Source organism: Rhizobium sp. P2_G9 (genome assembly GCF_056403475.1).
Genome location: NZ_JBFUFK010000011.1, coordinates 1 through 19,171 on the forward strand (window position 1 = coordinate 1; position 19,171 = coordinate 19,171).

At 61.2% G+C, this 19,171-nt stretch carries 20 protein-coding genes; 13 read left to right on the plus strand and 7 right to left on the minus strand.

Annotated features, from left to right (window positions below):
* The 7 genes from AC1DYF_RS10870 to AC1DYF_RS10900 all read left to right on the plus strand — a co-directional run.
* On the plus strand, positions 1–296 hold a 296-nt coding region (locus AC1DYF_RS10870; RefSeq protein WP_477876742.1), incomplete at its 5' end, for a hypothetical protein.
* Positions 297–377: 81 nt separating this feature from the next.
* Positions 378–1,334: a UDP-3-O-acyl-N-acetylglucosamine deacetylase gene (gene lpxC / locus AC1DYF_RS10875; RefSeq protein WP_477876743.1), complete on the plus strand. Its 957-nt coding sequence runs from the start codon at positions 378–380 to the stop codon at positions 1,332–1,334.
* Between the two features lie 201 nt (positions 1,335–1,535).
* A complete protein-coding gene (locus tag AC1DYF_RS10880) occupies positions 1,536–2,384 on the plus strand; it encodes an outer membrane protein assembly factor BamD (RefSeq protein WP_477876899.1) in 849 nt (282 codons plus the stop codon).
* 19 nt (positions 2,385–2,403) lie between these two features.
* Positions 2,404–4,077 (plus strand): DNA repair protein RecN, encoded by a 1,674-nt coding sequence (recN, locus tag AC1DYF_RS10885; RefSeq protein WP_477876744.1) that lies wholly within the window; start codon positions 2,404–2,406, stop codon positions 4,075–4,077.
* Between the two features lie 59 nt (positions 4,078–4,136).
* Entirely contained in the window at positions 4,137–6,308 is a 2,172-nt protein-coding gene (ligA, locus tag AC1DYF_RS10890) for an NAD-dependent DNA ligase LigA (RefSeq protein WP_477876745.1), read from the plus strand.
* A 255-nt stretch (positions 6,309–6,563) separates the two neighbouring features.
* Positions 6,564–8,396, plus strand: a complete 1,833-nt coding sequence (locus AC1DYF_RS10895) for an aminopeptidase P family protein (protein ID WP_477876746.1) — start codon at positions 6,564–6,566, stop codon at positions 8,394–8,396.
* Between the two features lie 98 nt (positions 8,397–8,494).
* A complete protein-coding gene (locus AC1DYF_RS10900) occupies positions 8,495–8,983 on the plus strand; it encodes an acyl-CoA thioesterase (RefSeq protein ID WP_477876747.1) in 489 nt (162 codons plus the stop codon).
* Positions 8,984–9,031: 48 nt separating this feature from the next.
* Here the strand turns inward: AC1DYF_RS10900 and AC1DYF_RS10905 are convergent, their stop codons facing one another.
* Positions 9,032–9,331 carry an AzlD family protein gene (locus tag AC1DYF_RS10905; protein ID WP_477876748.1) on the minus strand — a complete coding sequence of 100 codons (300 nt, stop codon included), beginning with the start codon at positions 9,329–9,331 and terminating at the stop codon, positions 9,032–9,034.
* Entirely contained in the window at positions 9,331–10,044 is a 714-nt protein-coding gene (locus tag AC1DYF_RS10910) for an AzlC family ABC transporter permease (RefSeq protein ID WP_477876749.1), read from the minus strand. The genes AC1DYF_RS10905 and AC1DYF_RS10910 overlap by 1 nt, the downstream gene beginning before the upstream one ends.
* 186 nt (positions 10,045–10,230) lie before the next feature.
* On the opposite strand from AC1DYF_RS10910, the gene AC1DYF_RS10915 reads away from it, so the two are divergent.
* Positions 10,231–10,614 (plus strand): YciI family protein, encoded by a 384-nt coding sequence (locus tag AC1DYF_RS10915; RefSeq protein ID WP_477876750.1) that lies wholly within the window; start codon positions 10,231–10,233, stop codon positions 10,612–10,614.
* A gap of 11 nt (positions 10,615–10,625) precedes the next feature.
* Here AC1DYF_RS10915 and AC1DYF_RS10920 read toward each other — a convergent pair whose 3' ends face one another.
* Positions 10,626–11,327: a helix-turn-helix transcriptional regulator gene (locus AC1DYF_RS10920; RefSeq protein ID WP_477876751.1), complete on the minus strand. Its 702-nt coding sequence runs from the start codon at positions 11,325–11,327 to the stop codon at positions 10,626–10,628.
* A gap of 83 nt (positions 11,328–11,410) precedes the next feature.
* Between AC1DYF_RS10920 and AC1DYF_RS10925 the strand changes: the two genes are divergently transcribed.
* Together AC1DYF_RS10925 and AC1DYF_RS10930 are read left to right on the plus strand one after the other, a co-directional pair.
* On the plus strand, positions 11,411–11,815 hold the full coding sequence (locus AC1DYF_RS10925; RefSeq protein WP_477876752.1) for a VOC family protein: 405 nt from the start codon (positions 11,411–11,413) through the stop codon (positions 11,813–11,815).
* A 75-nt stretch (positions 11,816–11,890) separates the two neighbouring features.
* Entirely contained in the window at positions 11,891–12,352 is a 462-nt protein-coding gene (locus AC1DYF_RS10930) for a cupin domain-containing protein (RefSeq protein WP_477876753.1), read from the plus strand.
* A gap of 38 nt (positions 12,353–12,390) precedes the next feature.
* Here AC1DYF_RS10930 and panB read toward each other — a convergent pair whose 3' ends face one another.
* Positions 12,391–13,221, minus strand: a complete 831-nt coding sequence (gene panB / locus AC1DYF_RS10935; RefSeq protein ID WP_477876754.1) for a 3-methyl-2-oxobutanoate hydroxymethyltransferase — start codon at positions 13,219–13,221, stop codon at positions 12,391–12,393.
* Positions 13,222–13,237: 16 nt separating this feature from the next.
* Complete coding sequence (gene panC, locus AC1DYF_RS10940; protein WP_477876755.1) at positions 13,238–14,095, minus strand: pantoate--beta-alanine ligase; 858 nt, start codon at positions 14,093–14,095, stop codon at positions 13,238–13,240.
* Positions 14,096–14,566: 471 nt separating this feature from the next.
* Between panC and AC1DYF_RS10945 the strand changes: the two genes are divergently transcribed.
* Complete coding sequence (locus tag AC1DYF_RS10945) at positions 14,567–14,740, plus strand: hypothetical protein (RefSeq protein WP_477876756.1); 174 nt, start codon at positions 14,567–14,569, stop codon at positions 14,738–14,740.
* A gap of 42 nt (positions 14,741–14,782) precedes the next feature.
* Here AC1DYF_RS10945 and AC1DYF_RS10950 read toward each other — a convergent pair whose 3' ends face one another.
* Positions 14,783–15,658 carry a 50S ribosomal protein L11 methyltransferase gene (locus AC1DYF_RS10950; protein ID WP_477876757.1) on the minus strand — a complete coding sequence of 292 codons (876 nt, stop codon included), beginning with the start codon at positions 15,656–15,658 and terminating at the stop codon, positions 14,783–14,785.
* A 62-nt stretch (positions 15,659–15,720) separates the two neighbouring features.
* Entirely contained in the window at positions 15,721–16,323 is a 603-nt protein-coding gene (locus tag AC1DYF_RS10955; protein ID WP_477876758.1) for an SCO family protein, read from the minus strand.
* A 333-nt stretch (positions 16,324–16,656) separates the two neighbouring features.
* Between AC1DYF_RS10955 and AC1DYF_RS10960 the strand changes: the two genes are divergently transcribed.
* On the plus strand, positions 16,657–18,636 hold the full coding sequence (locus AC1DYF_RS10960; protein WP_477876759.1) for a methyl-accepting chemotaxis protein: 1,980 nt from the start codon (positions 16,657–16,659) through the stop codon (positions 18,634–18,636).
* Between the two features lie 2 nt (positions 18,637–18,638).
* On the plus strand, positions 18,639–19,103 hold the full coding sequence (locus tag AC1DYF_RS10965) for a chemotaxis protein CheW (RefSeq protein WP_477876760.1): 465 nt from the start codon (positions 18,639–18,641) through the stop codon (positions 19,101–19,103).
* The last annotated feature ends 68 nt before the right edge of the window (positions 19,104–19,171 follow it).

Below are 19,171 nucleotides of genomic sequence, written 5' to 3' on the forward strand. Positions count from 1 at the left end.
ACCCGCCGAACCAGAATAAGCAAACCCAAGCGTCGGGCCGGGAGAACTATAAGCCTGACGACTTCAACCGCTCCAACCGCCCGGTGCGGACCCGCATGCCGGGTGGTGTGGGAGGGGCGGAGCTGATTGGCTCCCCCCTATCCCGATTTGCAAGTCGTCAACAAGGTGCGCACAAGCCGCTTGGCAGATCGTTACAAATCGAAAGAAACATTGATTTGGAATGGCGCGGCTGCGTCTATATTTTCAGCCTGGGTTTGTTCGGGGAGTACAGACTGCGTTTCGACGGAATGCGGTGACGCATTTAGGATCAAGAGAATGTCCGGCGGGAAGCCGGACTAGGCGGTGCGCTGGGGAACCGTCGGAGATAGCGGGGCTTTATGGCATTGGGACTTTCGGGATTTGAGACAACGTTTGCAAATTCCTTCACGGTTCGTGGCGTCGGCGTTCATTCCGGCGCGGATGTGACCGCAACGTTCAACCCTGCTGAAGCGGGCACAGGCATCATTTTCCAGCGCGTCGGGCCGAACGGCGAGAGCACCGATCTCAAAGCGGTCTCGGCCACCGTCGGCAATACCGATCTCTGCACCGTTCTCGGTTTCTCACCGGCGCGTTCCGTCGCGACGGTCGAGCATGTCATGTCTGCTTTATATGCACTTGGTGTCGATAATGCGATCATCGAGGTCGATGGCGCCGAGATGCCGGTCATGGATGGCAGTGCTGCGGTTTTCGTCGATGCGATGGAGCAGGCTGGCATTCGCTCGCTGATGAAGAAGCGCCGCTATATCCGCGTGCTCAGAAACGTCCGTGTCGACGCCGGCGCCTCCTGGGCCGAGTTCCGGCCCTATGATGGCACCCGCTTCGAAGTCGAGATCGATTTTGATAGTCCGCTGATCGGCCGCCAGACCTGGAAGGGCGACGTCAACGCCTCGACCTTCAAGAGCGAACTGTCCCGCGCCCGCACCTTCGGCTTCATGCGCGATGTCGAGCGGCTCTGGGCGGCTGGCCTGGCACTCGGCTCCTCGCTTGAGAACTCGGTGGTGATCAGCGACGACAACCGGGTGATCAACATGGAAGGCCTGCGCTATCCCGGCGATGAATTCGTCCGTCACAAAACGCTTGATGCCGTCGGTGACCTGGCTTTGGCCGGTGCTCCGTTCCTGGGCCTCTATCGTTCTCATCGCGGCGGCCACAAGGTCAATGCCATGGCGCTTCGTGCGCTTCTGTCGGACAAGTCCGCTTACGAGATCGTGGAATCGGCTGGCCAGCGTCCGCGCGTCGCCGCGCCGGACCTGATCGCCGTCAGCCATCAGGAATATGCGCCCTGGACCGCCTGAAGCGTTCAACAAGGCTGTGAATTCCTTTGCGATCGGGTCACTGAGGCAACAGTGCCGACCCGGTTTTCGCCACAAATATATATGATTTGGGTAACGGGTCGTTGCGGTTCTGGCAGTTTTGTGGCTAGTACGCTTCGCATGAGCGGGTGAACCGGCGGTAAGCCGGTTCTGGACCCTTGGGGTTTTGCAGGAAGTGAGATGATGACGATATCCGCACGCGCCGTGCTTCTGACGCTGGCCATCGGTGCCGCCGGTACTTTGCTCTCCGCCTGCACGAGCGATCCCGATATCGATATCACCAAGCTTGCGGTCGATACCGATCCGCCGGAGAAGCTCTATGATCAGGGCCTTGCCAACCTGAATGCCGGCAAGGTCGCGGAGGCCGAGAAGAAGTTCGACGCGCTCGACCGCCAGCAGCCCTTCTCTGAATGGGCACGCAAGGCACTGGTGATGAGCACTTTCGTCAAATATCGCGAGGGCGATTTCGACGACGCGATCACCAGCGGCACGCGTTACATGAATCTCTATCCGGAGACGAAGGATGCTGCCTATGTGCAGTATCTGATCGGGCTTGCCTATTCGAAGCAGATTCCGACGGTGACGCAGGATCAGCGCAACGCGGCCAAGACGATCGAAGCGATGCTGAAGGTCGTCAACAACTATCCGAATTCGGAATATGTCGACGACGCGCAGACCAAGATCCGCTACGCCCGCGACCAGCTGGCCGGCAAGGAAATGCAGATCGGCCGCTATTACGAGGAGCGCAAGGAATACCTTGCCGCGATCTCGCGCTTCCGCAACGTCGTCGAGCAGTTCCCGAACACCAACCAGGTCGAGGAAGCGCTGGCGCGACTTTGCGAATCCTATTATGCGCTCGGCCTGATCTCCGAGGCGCAGACCGCTGCGGCGGTTCTCGGCCACAATTATCCCGACAGCCAATGGTACAAGGCGAGTTACGCTCTCCTGAAGTCCAAGGGCTATGAGCCGGAAGAAAATCCCGGTTCCTGGCTGGCGCGTGCGGGCAAAAAACTGCTGCTCGGCGAGTCCTGACCCAGCCATCGGTTGATCCATGCTTGTCCAGCTGTCGATCCGCGATATTGTCCTGATCGACCGGCTCGATCTTTCGTTCGCGCCGGGCCTGTCCGTGCTGACAGGCGAAACCGGTGCGGGCAAATCCATCCTGCTTGATTCGCTGTCGCTGGCCCTTGGTGGGCGCGGCGATGGCGACCTTGTCCGGCATGGCGAGGAGAGGGGGCAGGTCAGCGCCGTTTTCGACATCCTGCCGCTGCACCCGCTGCGCAAGCTTTTGCGCGACAACGGCATCGACGATGAAGGCGATATCATTTTCCGCCGTGTGCAGTCCGCCGACGGTCGTAGCCGTGCCTTCATCAACGATCAGCCGGTCAGCGTCCAGCTGATGCGCGAGGCGGGCAACCAGCTTGTCGAAATCCATGGCCAGCATGACGACCGCGCGCTTGTCGATACCGAAGCGCATCGGATGCTGCTCGATGCCTTTGCCGGTCTCGCCGAGGAAGCGGAGAGTGTTGGCCGGCTGTTCCGCGCCTGGAAGGATGCCGGCCGGGAACTGAAGACGCATCGCGCCAAGGTCGAAGCCGCGGCACGGGAAGCCGACTATCTCCGTGCCTCCGTCGAGGAACTGGAAAAACTCTCTCCCGTCGACGGCGAGGAAGAGGAGCTGGCGGAAAAGCGGGCACGGATGATGAAATCCGAGCGTATCGCCGGCGATATTTCCGAAGCCTCCGACTATCTCAACGGCTCGACCTCACCGGTGCCGCATATTGCCTCGCTGGTACGGCGGCTGGAGCGGAAGTCCGCCGAGGCACCCGGCCTACTGGAGGAGACGGTGAAGGCGCTCGACGAAGCGCTGGACCTGCTTTCCGAGGCGCAGAACCTGGTCGAGGACGCGTTGCGGCGGACCGAATTCGACCCACGCGAATTGGAGCGGGTCGAGGAGCGCCTGTTTGCCATGCGCGGCGCCTCACGCAAATTCTCCGTGCCAGTGACCGGCCTGCCGGCACTTGCCGCGCAAATGGTTGCCGATCTCGCCGAGCTCGACCAGGGCGAGGAAAAGCTGAAGGCGCTCGATATCCGCGAGCGCGAAGCCGCGGCGGTATTCTTCGCCGCCGCGCGCAATCTTTCCGCCAAGCGGCATAATGCCGGGCAGGCGCTGTCGGATACCGTGATGTCGGAATTGCCGGCGCTGAAACTCGAGCGCGCCCGGTTCATGACCGAGATCACCACAGACGAGGAAAACGCGACCGCAGCCGGCATCGACCAGGTGGAATTCCATGTCCAGACCAATCCCGGCACAAGGCCCGGCTCGATCATGAAGGTCGCCTCCGGCGGCGAACTCTCGCGCTTTCTTCTGGCGCTCAAAGTGGCGCTTGCCGATCGCGGCTCCGCGCCGACGCTCGTCTTTGACGAAATCGACACCGGCGTCGGTGGCGCTGTAGCCGACGCCATCGGCCAGCGGCTGAAGCGGCTGTCGTCGCGGGTGCAGGTCCTGTCGGTGACGCATGCGCCGCAGGTGGCCGCCCGTGCTGATACGCATCTGCTGATCTCCAAGGGGCCGGCTGGCGACGATGGCGGTCGCATCGCCACCCGTGTTGCCACCATGGGCGAGGAAGAGCGCCGTGAGGAAATCGCCCGCATGCTCGCCGGCGAAACAATCACCAAAGAGGCAAGGGCGGCAGCTGGCAAGCTGCTCAAGGGCAACGGCTGACCCTCTTCCCATGATCTCTTTCCCCGATTAGATAGTGGAAACGCATTCCGGGGAGAGCCATGACGACGTCCAGCAAGCCAGTCACCGAACTCAGCGTCGAGGAAGCGGCGGAGGAACTCGATTTCCTCGCCAAGGAAATCGCCCGCAATGATGCCCTCTACCACGCCAAGGATGCGCCGGAGATTTCGGATGCGGACTATGACGCGCTGAAGCGCCGCAATGACGCGGTCGAGGCGGCCTTTCCGGAGCTTATCCGCGCCGACAGCCCGTCACGCCATGTGGGAGCGGCGCCGGCTGCCGGCTTCCAGCAGGTGGTGCATGCGCGGCCGATGCTATCCTTGGACAATACCTTCTCCGATACCGACGTGCAGGATTTCGTCGCCGGCGTCTATCGTTTCCTCGGCCGATTGCCGGACAGCTCGATCGCCTTCACTGCGGAGCCGAAGATCGACGGGCTCTCCATGTCGATCCGCTACGAGAACGGTCGCATGACGACAGCGGCCACGCGTGGCGACGGCACGGTTGGCGAGAATGTCACGGCCAATATCCGCACCATCAAGGAAATACCGCAAACCTTGCCCGCGGATGCGCCAGCTGTGGTCGAGGTGCGCGGCGAAGTCTATATGGCGAAGTCGGATTTCGCGGCGCTGAACGCCCAGATGGCTGCCGAGGGCAAGCCCATCTATGTCAATCCGCGCAACACGGCGGCGGGTTCGCTGCGCCAGTTGGACGCCAAGATCACTGCCTCGCGCAAGCTGAGATTCTTCGCCTATGCGTGGGGTGAGATCAAGGACGGCGAAGGCCGGGACCTGCGGCTGGCGCCGACGCAATTCGAGACCGTCAAGACCTTCGAGCGCTGGGGCTTCCCGACCAATCCGCTGATGGTTAAGCTCAATTCGGTCGACGATATCCTGACGCATTACCGCGATATCGGCCTCAAGCGCGCCTCGCTCGACTATGACATTGACGGCGTCGTCTACAAGGTCGACGAACTCGACCTGCAGCAGCGGCTCGGCTTCCGCTCGCGCAGTCCGCGCTGGGCGACGGCGCATAAATTCCCGGCGGAGCAGGCGACGACGACGCTGACGGCCATCGACATTCAGGTCGGCCGCACCGGCGCGCTGACGCCGGTGGCGCGGCTGGTGCCGATCACGGTGGGTGGCGTGGTGGTGACCAATGCGACGCTGCACAACGAGGATTACATCAAGGGCATCGGCAACAATGGCGAGCCGCTCCGCGAGGGCCGCGACATCCGCATCGGCGACATGGTGATCGTTCAGCGCGCTGGCGATGTCATTCCGCAGATCGTTGATGTGGTGATGGAAAAGCGGCCCGCCGATGCGGTGCCTTATGAATTCCCCAAAACGTGCCCGGTCTGCGGCAGCCATGCGGTGCGGGAGGTCAATGAGAAGACGGGCAAGATGGATGCGGTGCGCCGTTGCACCGGCGGTTTCGTCTGCGACGCGCAGGCGATCGAGCACCTGAAGCATTTCGTCTCGCGCGACGCCTTCGACATCGAGGGACTGGGGTCGAAGCAGATCGAGTTCTTCTTCAACAGCCAGGACCTTGGCCTGCAGATCCGCCATGCGCCGGAAATCTTCACCCTGCGCACCCGGCAGGAAGCGTCGCTGACCAAGCTGGAGAATATCGACGGTTTCGGCAAGGTCAGCGTCGGCAAGCTGTTCGGCGCTATCGATGCGCGGCGTGAGATCGCGCTTCACCGCTTCATTTACGCACTCGGTATCCGCCATATCGGCGAGACCAATGCCAAGCTCTTGGCTCGCGCCTATGGCACCTACGAGGCATTCGAAGCCGGTCTGAAGGAGGCCTCGTCCGATGAGGGCGAAGGATGGAACGAGCTCAATGCCATCGAGGGTATTGGCGAGATCGTCGCGAGGGCACTGGTCGAGTTCTACAAGGAGCCGCGCAATCTCAAGGTTATTTCCGACCTTCTGGAACAGCTGACAGTGCTGCCGGCCGAGCAGCCGACGACATCCGGCAGCCCGGTGGCCGGCAAGACGGTGGTGTTCACCGGCTCGCTGGAAAAATTCACCCGCGACGAGGCCAAGGCGAGGGCGGAAAGCCTGGGCGCGAAGGTGGCGGGATCGGTGTCGAAGAAGACCGATTATGTCGTCGCCGGGCCGGGTGCAGGCTCGAAGCTCGACAAGGCGCGCGAGCTGGGTGTGGAAGTGATGGATGAGGATGAGTGGCTGGCGCTCATTGGAGGCTGATATGGCCGAGAGTGAGTGTCCAACCAAAGGTGACATGCCTTGACTGCCTGCAGATCTGGATGCGGCTCTGGACAGAGGTATCGCTGATGCCGATGGAGGCCGAGTGATGGATATTGAGGAAGCGTTTCGCTCGCTCCGTCTTGCATTGCTGTCATCCGATCGGCTGCCACAGGAAAATTCCTGACGGTATTCCTTCGTCGGGTTCGGATTTTCCGCTAAGGTCGGCCCCGAATCCTTTGCTTCCGGAGTGCCCCCATGTTCCAGTCCTTCGAGACCACCGCAGAACCGCAATTTGGCGCCGAGCGCGTTGCCAAGCTGCGCGAGAAGATCGTGGCTTTGGAGATCGACGGTTTCCTCGTGCCGCGTGCCGACGAGTTCCAGGGCGAATATGTGCCGGCTTCCGCCGAGCGGCTCTCCTGGCTGACCGGCTTTACCGGCTCGGCCGGGCTGGCGCTTGTGATGAAGGACGAGGCAATCGTCTTTGTCGATGGCCGCTATACGACGCAACTTAAGGAGCAGGTCGACGGCAATGTGTTTATTGGCGGCGACCTCGTGGGCGAACCGCCGCACAAATGGCTGGCCGCGCATGCGCCGGATGGTTTTCGGCTCGGCGTGGATCCCTGGCTGCATACGCAGGCCGAGGTGACGAAGCTGCAGCAGGCACTGGCCGGCAAGAATGGCAGCGTCGTCTTCCTCGCCGGCAATCCGCTCGATGAGATCTGGCAGGACCGGCCGGCGCCGCCGATGGGCAAGGTGATGATCCAGCGTCAGCAGGAGGCTGGTGAACTCGCCATCGCCAAGATCAAAAGCATTGCCGAAGGCCTGCCCTCGATGGCGGCAGAAGCGGTGGTGCTGACCGATCCGTCGTCGGTCGCCTGGGCTTTCAATATCCGCGGGGCAGACTTGCTGCATACGCCGTATCCGCTGGCGCGCGCGATCATCTATGCCGATGGCCGTGCCGATATCTTCCTCGACGAGCACAAGACCGGCATCGAGCAGCGCGCCTATCTGGCGCAGATGGCGACGCAATTGCCGCCGGACGAATTCGTCACGCGACTGGAATGGATCGCCCGCGAGGGCGCCTCGATCATGCTCGATCCCGATCTCGCGCCCTATATCCTCTTCGGGCTGATCGAGAAGGCCGGCGGCAAGGTGATATCCGGCGAAGACCCCGCCAAGCTGCCGCGCGCCACCAAGAATGTGGCTGAACTGCAGGGCACGACCAAGGCGCATCTGCAGGACGGCGCCGCCATGGTCGAGTATCTCTACTGGCTCGACATGCAGCAGCCGGAGAGCATTACTGAAATCGATGCGGTCAAGGTGTTGGAAGCGTCGCGCATGCGCGTCGGCGAGCGGATGCAGAACCCGCTCAAGGAGATTTCCTTTGATACGATTTCGGGCGCAGGTGAGAACGCCGCGATCATCCACTATCGGGTGACGACGATCACCAATCGCCGGTTCAAATCGGGCGAGATGTATCTGGTCGATTCCGGTGGCCAATATATCAATGGCACGACCGATATTACCCGCACGGTGGCGATCGGCGCTGTGCCGGAGGAACAGAAGAAATTCTTCACGCTGGTGCTGAAGGGCATGATCGCCATTTCGACGGCGCGTTTCCCCAAGGGCACGCGTGGCGTCGATCTCGATCCCTTGGCGCGTATCGCGCTCTGGAAGGCGGGGGTGGACTATGGCCACGGCACGGGCCACGGCGTCGGCTCCTATCTCTCGGTGCATGAAGGGCCGCAGCGGATTTCGCGCGCGGCGATGCAGGATCTGATACCGGGCATGATTCTCTCCAACGAGCCTGGTTATTACCGGCCCGGCGGCTTCGGTATTCGTATCGAAAACCTCGTCTATGTGCGTGAGCTCGAAATGCTCGAAGGTGGCGACCGGCCGATGATGAGTTTCCAGACGCTCACTTGGTGCCCGATCGACCGGCGGCTGGTCCTGCCGGACCTGCTGACGCGCGAGGAGTTGAACTGGCTCAACGCCTATCATGCCGAGGTCGAATTCAAGCTCGCGCCGCTGATCGACGACGACAAGATCAAGGCCTGGCTGAAACAGGCGACGGCGCCGATCGGCTGAAGCGATCGGGGACGGACTGTTCTCGCTCCAGCCCCTTTCCCTCGGACATGAACTTCGTTTACATCCATTCCAATTTCCGCACTGCGAAAGGATTTGGAATGGACCGCGCGCATGACCCCAGCCAGCTCGATATGGTCGTGCTGATGACGCCCGACATGGCCAATTTTTCCGGCAAGGTGCATGGCGGGGCGCTCTTGAACCTGCTCGACCGGGTCGCCTATTCCTGTGCGGCGCGGTTTTCGCAGCACTATGCGGTGACGCTGTCGGTCGACCAGGTGACGTTCCGCCAGCCGATCCATGTCGGCGAACTCGTGACCTTCCGTGCTTCGGTCAACTATGCCGGCCGCACGTCGATGGAGATCGGCATCCGCGTCGAAGCCGAGGATATCCGTAGTGGCGAACGCCGCCACACCAACTCCTGCTATTTCACCATGGTGGCCGTCGATGCCGAGGGCAAGCCAACCGCCGTGCCTCAGCTTATCATCGATACGCCGGTCAAGGCACGCCGCCAGAAGGCTGCCGGGGATAGAAGGGCGCTGCGGCACGAATTCGAGGCGCGCTTCCAGGAAGTCACCGCGGCAGAGTGATGCTCATCTTCCGGAAGAGATTCCGGTGCTGGAGATAAGTCGCTGATCTCACACCCAAAAATGCCTGAAGGCGATGACGAATGCCCAGGATAACAACAGCATCACCAGCGTCGGCGCCCTCAATCCGATCAGCAGTGCCACGAGCATCGTCGTGGTCACGTCGAGACCATTATAGACGAAACTCGGTGCTACCAGCGCCGTCAGCACCGCGGCGGGCACGGCGTTCAGCGCCGCCTCCAGCCGCGGCGGAATGGTCGACATCGACTTGATCAGCAGATAGCCGCCGGTGCGGGTCGCATAGGTGGCGAGCGCCGAGGCGAGGATGGTCAGCGTGAAAGCGATGTCCATCACGGGATCTCTGGCTCGATTTCGGGAGAGCTATGCATCTTCGCAGGCAGTGCTGCGGCGACAGCAATGCCGGCCAGTGCGCCGATCGAGACGTGCCAAGGCTCGCCGACGAAATGATAGGCGACGATCGAAGCAAGCGTGCTGGCGATCACCGTCGGCAGCCAGTTCTCCTTCTTGCGGAAGCCGAGCACCAGGCCGAGGAAATAGACCGTCAACAACACGTCGAGACCCAATGCTCTGGGATCGCCGACGAATTTGCCGAAGATCGCGCCAAGCACGGCGGTGATCTGCCAGGTGATGTAAAAGGTCAGGCCGAAAGCCATGTACCAGGCGAAGCTGACCTTGTGACCGCTCTCGGAGCGCTTGACCGTTTCGGCGAATTGCGGATCGACGAGCAGGAAGAAGGCGACGATCTTCTGGCCGAGGCGGAAGTGCTCGATATGGCTGGCGATCGCTGCTGAATAGAGGATGTGGCGGAAATTCACCGCCACGATCGAGGCGACGACGATCCATGGCGCGATGTTATGGCGGAAGAGCGCGATGCCGACCAACTGGCTGGCGCCGGCATAGATGGTCATGTTCATCAGCAGGATTTCGCCGATCGACAGGCCCATATTGGCCGAGACGGCGCCGAGCAATACGCCGAAGGGGAGGGCGCTCAACAGGGTTGGCAGCGCGGCGCGCATGCCCGAGATGATTTCGTCGCGATTCATAGGCCGATCGATCCTGGGGGATGATCGGACCTAAGCGAAAGCGTTGGGCATTACAATCGCAGCCTTGCGATAGGAGCATCAGCTTTGGTGAAGGATTGCACCGGCAGAGATGCTGTCTATGATCCGCCCCCGATTGGTGGGCGCAAACCCTGCCGGCTCGACAACACGGTTTGAAGGAGACGATCCATGTATTATGCCATCCTGGCCTATCATGCCGCCGGTCTGGTCGAATCCTGGAGCAAGGAGGAAGATGCGGCGCTGATGGTCGACCTGCTTGATATCAACGACCGCTTGGTGGCGGAGAAGAAGCTTGGGCCCGCCGCCCGGCTCGGCGCCACTGCCGGCGCGGTGACATTGCGCGGGCCGGGGGCCGGCGTGGTCACCGATGGACCATTCGCCGAAAGCAAGGAGGAGTTGCTCGGCTTCTATATTGTCGATTTCCCGACGATCGAGGGAGCAATCGAGGCGGCGCGTGATCTTCGCCGAGTCAATCCAAGCGCCGTCTATGAGATCAGGCCGGTTTCGCTCTATATTCCCGGTGCAACTCTCGCCTCCACGGACGGGCGCTGAAGGGATTTCGATTAGGACAGCCTCACACCTCGCTCTTTCTCCATATTCCGCTTCCATCGATGCTTCAGATCGCTCGGCCGTGTGCCGTGTTTGTCCTCCAGGAATTCCGCATCAAAGATGCGGTCGGTGCGGAAATGGCGGAATTCCTGACGCAGTTCGCACCAGGCTGCCAGCAGGCGGACGGTCTCGGCATAGCCGATGATCACCGGCCAGATGGTGCGCTCGCTTTCCTCACCGCGCTCGTTGCGGTAGCGGATGTGGATCTTGCGGCCGCTGCGGATCCAATGGCGGGTTTTGGCGATGTCGAGGCCATCAGGCGCCTGCATGGTGTTGGCCGGTGCGCCGATGGTCGGTTCGGCGATGAATGGTCGCAAATGATCCGGCACCGCTGCGGCGATCTTGGTGATCAGGTCGCGCGCGGCGTTTGCCAAAGCCGGATCGCCGCGCTGGGAAACCCACTGTGCGCCCAGAACGGCTGCCTCGATTTCGTCGGGTGTTAGCGTCAGCGGCGGCATGTCGAAATCGCTGTCGAGGATATAGCCGAGCCCGGCCTCGCCCTGGATCGGCACCCGCTGGCCGATGAGATCGGCGACGTCGCGGTAGACGGAGCGGGTGGAGATTTCGAGTTCTTCGGCCAGCGCCGCTGCCGTCACCGGGCGGCTCGAGCGTCGGAGAATCTGGATGATCTGGAACAGTCGATCGGCTCGCCGCATCAAGGGATTCCTGCTGACACCACGCTGTCAGCAGGCTTCTGCGACAACACCAGGGTCATACATCATCAAAGAGAGGACCTGTCATGAATTTCGTTTCGATCCGCATCATCAGCAAGGATATCAAGCGGCTCGTGGGTTTCTACGAGACTATCCTGGGCCTGAAGCCGGTTTGGCTCACGGGAGAATTCGCCGAATTGCCGACGCCATCCTGCACCATTGCGGTGGGCAGCGAGCGCACCATGGCGCTGTTCGGCCAGGGTGCCGCCCACGGCGCCGACAATCATACTGTTGTCGTCGAATTCCTCGTCGAGGATGTCGATGGTGACTATGCAAGGATAAAGCCGTCGCTGCATGACGTCGTGCAGGAGCCGACCACCATGCCCTGGGGCAACCGGTCGCTGCTGTTCCGCGATCCGGACGGCAATCTCGTCAATCTGTTTACACCGGTCGCGGAGCCGGCACTCACCAAATATGCCATCAAGCGGTGACGGCAGACCTTTCAGTCTGCCCCCGATGTCGTGTTACCATCGGGGCAGATGAAGCGTCGGCACGAGAGGAATGCCATGCCAAAGATCGATGTTGCAAGCGTCCCGAAGGTCAAAGGCTCGGGCTATCCGAAAGAGTTCCAGGCGCCCCTGGCCGATCGTATCCGGCAGCGGCTGGGCAATGCCGGCGGGCTCAAGGATTTCGGCGTCAATCTCATGCATCTGCCCCCCAGCGGCTGGTCGAGCCAGCGGCACTGGCATTCGCATGAGGACGAATTGGTCTATGTGCTGGCAGGCGAACTGGTGCTGGTCGAGGACGATGGCGAGACGCTGCTTTGCGCCGGCGATTGTGCGGCCTTTCCGAAGAATACCGGCAATGGCCATCACATGATCAACCGGTCCGATGAGGTCGCCATCTATCTCGAAGTCGGCTCACGATGGCCGGAGGACATGACGACCTGTTCGGATATCGATATGAAAAGCGCCAATGCCGATGGCCGGTTCGTGCACAAGGATGGCAGGCCGTACAAGGATGGTTGAGGACACGCTCCTTCTCCGATCGGGAGAGGAGATGCATCTTACATTTTCTGCCGCTTCATCTGGTAAGTATGTTCTTCTGCCGGGAAGGTGCGCGCCTTGACTTCGGCCGCATAGGCCTCGGCTGCAGCCGAAATCTCCGGGGCCAGATTGGCGAAATGCTTGACGAAGCGGGGCTTGAAGCCGGTGAAGATGCCGAGCATGTCGTCGCTGACCAGGACCTGGCCATCGCAGGCGGCAGTGGCGCCGATGCCGATCGTGGCGGCTCGGACATTGGCGGTGATCTCGCGCGCCAGGGTCTCGACCATGCCTTCCATGACGATGGAGAAGGCGCCGGCCTCGTCGATCGCTTTGATGTCACGGCGGATTTTCTCGGCTTCGGCATCGCTGCGGCCGAGCGAGCGGTAGCCGCCGGTGGCGTTAACCAATTGCGGCATCAGCCCGACATGGCCGCAGACGGGAATGCCGCGTTGGCTGAGGAATTGCACGCTCTCGGCCATTTCCTCGCCGCCTTCCATCTTCACGGCCGAAGCGCCCGTCTCCTTCATGACGCGGGCGGCGACGCGAAAAGCCTGTTCCTTCGATTCCTGATAAGAACCGAACGGCAGGTCGACGATGACGCAGGCATCCTTGGAGCCGCGCATGACAGCTTGTCCATGATTGATCATCATGTCGAGCGTCACCTGCACGGAGGAATCATAGCCGTAGATGACCATACCGAGGCTGTCGCCGACCAGGAGCACGTCGCAATGCGGATCGAGGAGCTTGGCGATCGGCGCGGTATAGGCGGTCAGCATGACGATCGGTCGTTCACCCTTGAGCGCCTGGATGGAGGCGGCGGTGCGGCGCTTCTGCTGTGGCTGGACGCTCATGGGACTTCTCCGATTTTCAGCGCATGTGGGCAGTGAGGATACGGTTATCAAGCAGCTTGGTCGTGCCGAAGCGGACGAAGAGCAGCAACAGGACGGGCGAGGGGCCGATCGTTTCGAGAGGCGCAAGCGTGTCGGGATCGCGCAGCGCGATCACTTCGGGTTTCGCCAGCGGTTCCGTGGCGATGAAAGCGCTGAGGTGGGCTTCGATTTCGGCGGGATCGCGATAGCCCTGCGCCAGCAGGCGCTCGGCTTCGTCGAGCGTTTTTGGCACGATCGCGGCCGCACGGCGCTCTTCCGGCGAGAGATAGACGTTGCGGGATGACTCAGCGAGACCATCGGCCTCGCGCATCGTCGGCATGCCGATCACCTCGACCGGTTCGGCAAGATCTTCGACCATGCGCTTGATAATCCTGAGCTGCTGGTAATCCTTCTCGCCGAAATAGGCGCGGTCGGGCTGGATGATGTTGAAGAGTTTGGTGACGACGGTGGCGACGCCGGCGAAATGGCCGGGCCGAACCTCGCCCTCCAGCATCCGGCCGAGGGTTGGCACATCGACCACGGTTTGCATCGGCCGCGGATACATGTCCTCGACGCCAGGCGCAAACAGGAAATCGACGCCGCCGGCGAGAAGCATGGCGCTGTCGCGCGGCATGTCGCGCGGATATTTGCCAAGATCCTCATTGGCGCCGAATTGCAGCGGATTGACGAAAATCGAGGCGATGACGACCTCGTTCTCCTCCCGGGCGCGTTTGACCAGCGACAGGTGGCCGTCATGCAGGTAGCCCATGGTCGGCACGAGGCCGATCGACTTGCCGGCGTGGCGGAAAGGCCGCAAGTGCTCGCGCATCGCGGTGATGGTGGAAACGATTTGCAATGACCCCTCCCTGGCGCCGATCGCAGGCAGATGATTACATGTTGCATTGCAAAAACACAACGGCGCGGCAAGCCCGATTGGCTATCTAAATATCGTTTTGCCTATATTTTTACCAATCGGTAAAAACATGCAAAAAGCGCATGGCACCCATGCCAGCGGGCCCCTTACTCCGGCCGCTAAGGTGATATATCTATTGATCATCGACGGACGGGGCGTTGCCCAGTCCGAAGAATGAGTTTCGGTCGCAAGACCAGACGAGTTCATGTCGAAAGGATTTGCCTGGCCACTCCTCCTCCCAGGCCGGTGAATCTGGACATGATATTGTCTTCCTCGGGCACTCCTCCTCCCAGCCCCGGGAAGACTGGTCAGCTTTGCTGATCAAGGCGGTGCCCTCCTCCTCCCGGCACCGCCTTTTTTATTGCCGATTTTTGGGCGGGGCTTTATTTTCCAAAGGCCAACAGGAGGATTTGGATGGCTGAGACCGAGCGCCCAACCAAATCGCCAGATGAAATGTTTACCGACGATTTGATAGAGTCCATCAATTCTGCGTTTGATGACGGTAGCGAAAGTATTCCGCTGGCGGTCGCATTTGAGGCAATCGAACGCCGCTATCTCGTTGATATGCAGAAACTCAAGTCGGATTGAGGTCCGCTTCGTGCGGTAGAGGCGGGCGGAGAAGTCTCCAGCCTATCGCCTCAGCTCAATCGTCACCCAGCCGTTCATCCAAGTCGTGCGCATGTGCTTCAGCCCGGCGCCATTATAGGCCGAAATCACTTTCCAGCGTTGCGAGGCTAGAATGCCCGAAAGTACGACCGTGCCGTGATCGGAGAGATGCCGCACCAATTCGGGCGCCAGCTTCATCAACGGTCGGGCCAGGATATTGGCGATGATCAGGTCGAACGGGCTGTTTTCCCGGAAAATGCCGTGGTGAAAGCCTGGCGCGGTGGCGAATTTGATGCCGCTGGCGACGCCGTTGATGCGCGCGTTGTCGCGCGCCACGCGGACGGCGACGGGGTCGATGTCGGTGGCGACGACAGGGATGCGTGCCAGGCGATAGGCAGCGATTGCCAGCACGCCCGAGCCTGTCCCTAGGTCAAGTGCGTTCCTGACTCTGCGTGACTTCAGCACATCGCCGATCATGTCGAGGCAGCCGGCCGTGGTGCCATGATGGCCGGTGCCGAAGGCCTGGCCGGCCTCGATCAGGATGCCGATATCGCCCGGACCGACCTTGTCGGCGTCATGGCTGCCATGGACCAGAAAACGGCCGGCGCGAACCGGCTTCAGGCCTTCGAGCGACTTGGCGATCCAGTCGATGTCGGGCAAGGCTTCGCGCTGGATCGACAGGTGGGGAAATTGCTCGTTGATCAAGGCGCCAAAGCGGACCGCAAGTTCGGCCTCTTCATCGGCGGTCATGTAGATCGAGGCTTCCCAGATCTCATTGACCTCGTCGATCTCCTGCGTGGCGATTGCACGGTCCTCCTCGCCGAACAGGTCGGAGAGTGCGTCGAACACATCTGCGGCTCCGGTTTCGGACGTCGTTACATAGAGGCGGATTTCACTCACGGCAGGGCCTTTCCAGCCTGGGGCTTTGAGGCTCAAGAGCCTTTCATTCGGTCGTGAAGGCTCTAATTTTTCGCGATCAGGTTTTCAAGCTTCTTCTCGGCGACATCCGGGTTCTCTCCATAGGTGATCGTGCCGGAGAAGCGGCCCTGGCGATCGAGCAGGAAGACGGAGGCCGTGTGATCCATGGTATATTCACCATTCGGCTGTTTGGGATCGGTCGGCACCTTCTTGAAGTATACCTTGAAACCGCGCGCCATGTCCTCGACCTTCTTCGGGTCGCCGGAAATGCCGACAATCCGGTCGGTGACATTGGTGAGATAGGTCTTCAGCGCATCCGGCGTGTCACGGTCCGGATCGATGGAGATGAAATAGGCCTGCAGCTTGTCCTTGCCGGGATCGGCCTTGTTCATCCAGCCCGCCAGTTCATAGACCGTCGTCGGGCAGATTTCCGGGCAATTGGTGAAGCCGAAGAACAAAGCCGTCGGCTTGCCGCGGAAGGCTTGTTCGGTGATCGGGGCGCCGTCCTGGCGGGTCAGCGAGAACGGCACCCCCCAGGGCTCGTTCGACAAGGCGGTCGCTTCGGTATTGACCTGGTTCCAGAGCCAGAAGAACAGGCCGGCCATGACGGCGGCGAGCACGATGAGGACGATGCGTACGGCTTTCATTTCCTTACCCAGTAGCGGAACGGACCGCTCTTCTAGCGATGATAGTCTCCGGGGGCAAACCCGGCATCATCAAAATCGCGTGTTTCGCAGGCTGCGGCGATCAGCAGCAATATAAGATGCCACTCCGCAGCCGGACAGGGGCGGGCGTCTCTGGGGTTTGTTGTATTTTATCAAATTCGTTAACCGATACTTCAGGCGCTTGGGAAATCCCTCGCGTTGCAAAGGCGTGTATTTCAGCGAAAATTCGGCCTTGCATGACAAAAGCTTCGCAGATCGTCGTTAACGGGATCGCAGCTTTTGCCGCATAGCATGATGTGGATTCGGGGGCCATTCATGTCATCGCATGCAATCAAAACCAAACGCACAATTTCTGTGAACCAGCGGCTTTTGACGCTGGGTGCCGCGGGCCTCGTCGGCCTCGCCATCATGGTCGGCGCCAGCTGGTACCAAACCGACAAGGCCTCATCCGCGCTTGCCGACGAACAGGTGACCCGTGATCGGATCAAGGACGTCAACGAGTTGCGCGTCGCCAATCTCAAGCTGGTGCTCGCCGCCAATGATGCGATGATCGACCGCGACAATCGCGATGTCGGGCCTGAGCGGATGAAGATCATCACAGATTCCATCTCGGTGCTCCGCGCCAAGGCGTCGGCAGTTTCGACGCTGGCCGCGATGGCCGGCAAACCGGAGCTGACCAGCGCCTACGACTCCGATATCAGCACGCTCAATGATGTTATCGCGGTCAAGCTGCCGAAGCTGATCGCAGCCGGAGCAAGCAAGGAGCAGCTTGGCGAAATCGACGATGCCGTCGATGGCGCCGGCGCCCGCGTATCGCAGTTGTTCGACCAGTTGACCGAAGCGGGCGAAGTCGTCGGCGATGATGCGGCGCACGAAGTCGGTCATGAATCGCAGATGACGCTAAAGATTCAGATCATTGTCGGCCTCCTGGGTGCCTTGGTGTTTGCCGGGCTTTTCCGCATGAATTCCGTCGCCATCCGCAAGGGCGTGACGGCGATCCGCGACAGCCTTGAGCGGATTCGAAACGACGAACTCGATACGCCGGTCGAAGGCAGTGAGCGCGGCGACGAGTTCGGCGCCATGGCACTGTCCGCCGAAAGCCTGCGCCTGTCGGCGTTGGAAAAGCGCGCGCTCACCGAGACATCGCGTCGGGATCGCGAGCGCAACGATGCGGACCGCGCCGCGCACGAAGCCGCCAAGCTCGAAGAAGAGACTCAAATCCGCTTCGCCGTCGATTCGCTCGCGACAGGCCTTTCGCATCTTGCCGACGGCGACCTGACGATAGCGCTTCGCCAGCCGTTCCGCTCCGATCTGGAGCGCGTGCGCGGAGATTTCAATCGCGCCATCGAAAAGCTGCAGTCGGTGATCGGCGAGGTCAAGTCCAATACCGGCTCGATCGAGGCCAATGCCCAGCAGATGCGCAGCGCCGCCGACGATCTCGCCAAGCGCACCGAACAGCAGGCCGCTTCACTCGAAGAAACCTCTGCGGCACTCGAAGAAATCACGTCGACCGTGCGCAACTCCTCGGCCCGCGCCGACGAAGCCAACAAGATGGTCAACGGCACGCGCAGCAATGCGGCCGAATCGGGCCGTGTCGTCTCCGAGGCGATGGCGGCGATGGAGCGCATCGAAGGCGCCTCCAAGGAGATCGGCAAGATCATCAACGTCATCGACGAGATCGCCTTCCAGACCAACCTTCTGGCGTTGAACGCAGGTGTCGAGGCGGCGCGCGCCGGCGAAGCCGGCAAGGGTTTTGCCGTCGTTGCCCAGGAAGTGCGCGAACTCGCCGGACGGGCTGCAGGTGCGGCCAAGGACATCAAGGCGCTGGTGGCGCGGTCGAGCGAGGAAGTGCGCACCGGCGTGCAGCTGGTCACCGCCACGCGCGACAAGCTCAGCCATATCGTCGAGGACGTCTCGAAGATCAACGAACTGGTGAGCGAGATCGCCACGGCTGCCAACGAGCAATCGACCGGCATCCAGGAAATCAACACGGCCATTGGCCAAATGGATCAGATGACGCAGAAGAACGCCGCCATGGTCGAGGAGACCAATGCCGCCAGCCACACGCTGGCGCAGGATGCCGGCAATCTGACCGTACTGATGAAACAGTTCCAGATGGCCGAATCCGCATCCTCGCAGCTCAGAGCCGTGCCAAAGCCGGTTACCCAAGCCTCCAAGCCGAAGGTTTCCCCAGCCCGCCATCTCGTCGACAAGCTAGCCGGCGCCTTTCAATCCAAACCCGCCCCCGTCGCCGCCAGCGCCGGCTCAAACTCCAACAACTGGGAAGAGTTCTGATCATGAACATGCAGATCAAGCAGTCCGGCTCGCATCTCGAAATCGTGTCGTTCCATCTCGGCGATCAGGAATTCTGTATCGACATCATGGCGATCCGCGAAATTCGCGGCTGGGCGCCGGTCACTCCGATGCCGCACACGCCGAACTACGTTCTCGGCCTCATCAACCTGCGCGGCGCCGTCATCCCGGTCATCGACATGGCCTGCCGGCTGGGCATGAAGATGACCGAGCCCTCCGAGCGCTCGGCGATCATCGTCACYGATATCGGCGGCAAGCTGGTCGGCCTCCTGGTCGAACAGGTTTCCGACATGATGACGATCAAGAACGAAGACCTGCAGCCGCCGCCGGAAATCATCCCGGAAGCCCAGCGTGCCTTCTGCCGCGGCATCGTGGCGCTGGAAAAGTCGATGGTCTGCTTCCTCAACCTCGACACGGTCATCGCCGACGAGCTGAAGCAGGCGGCGTAAGGGCTCGGCTGAGCAATCTTGGAACTCTCGCTGCTGCGCCTCAATGGGGCGCGGCGGCACTTTGATTT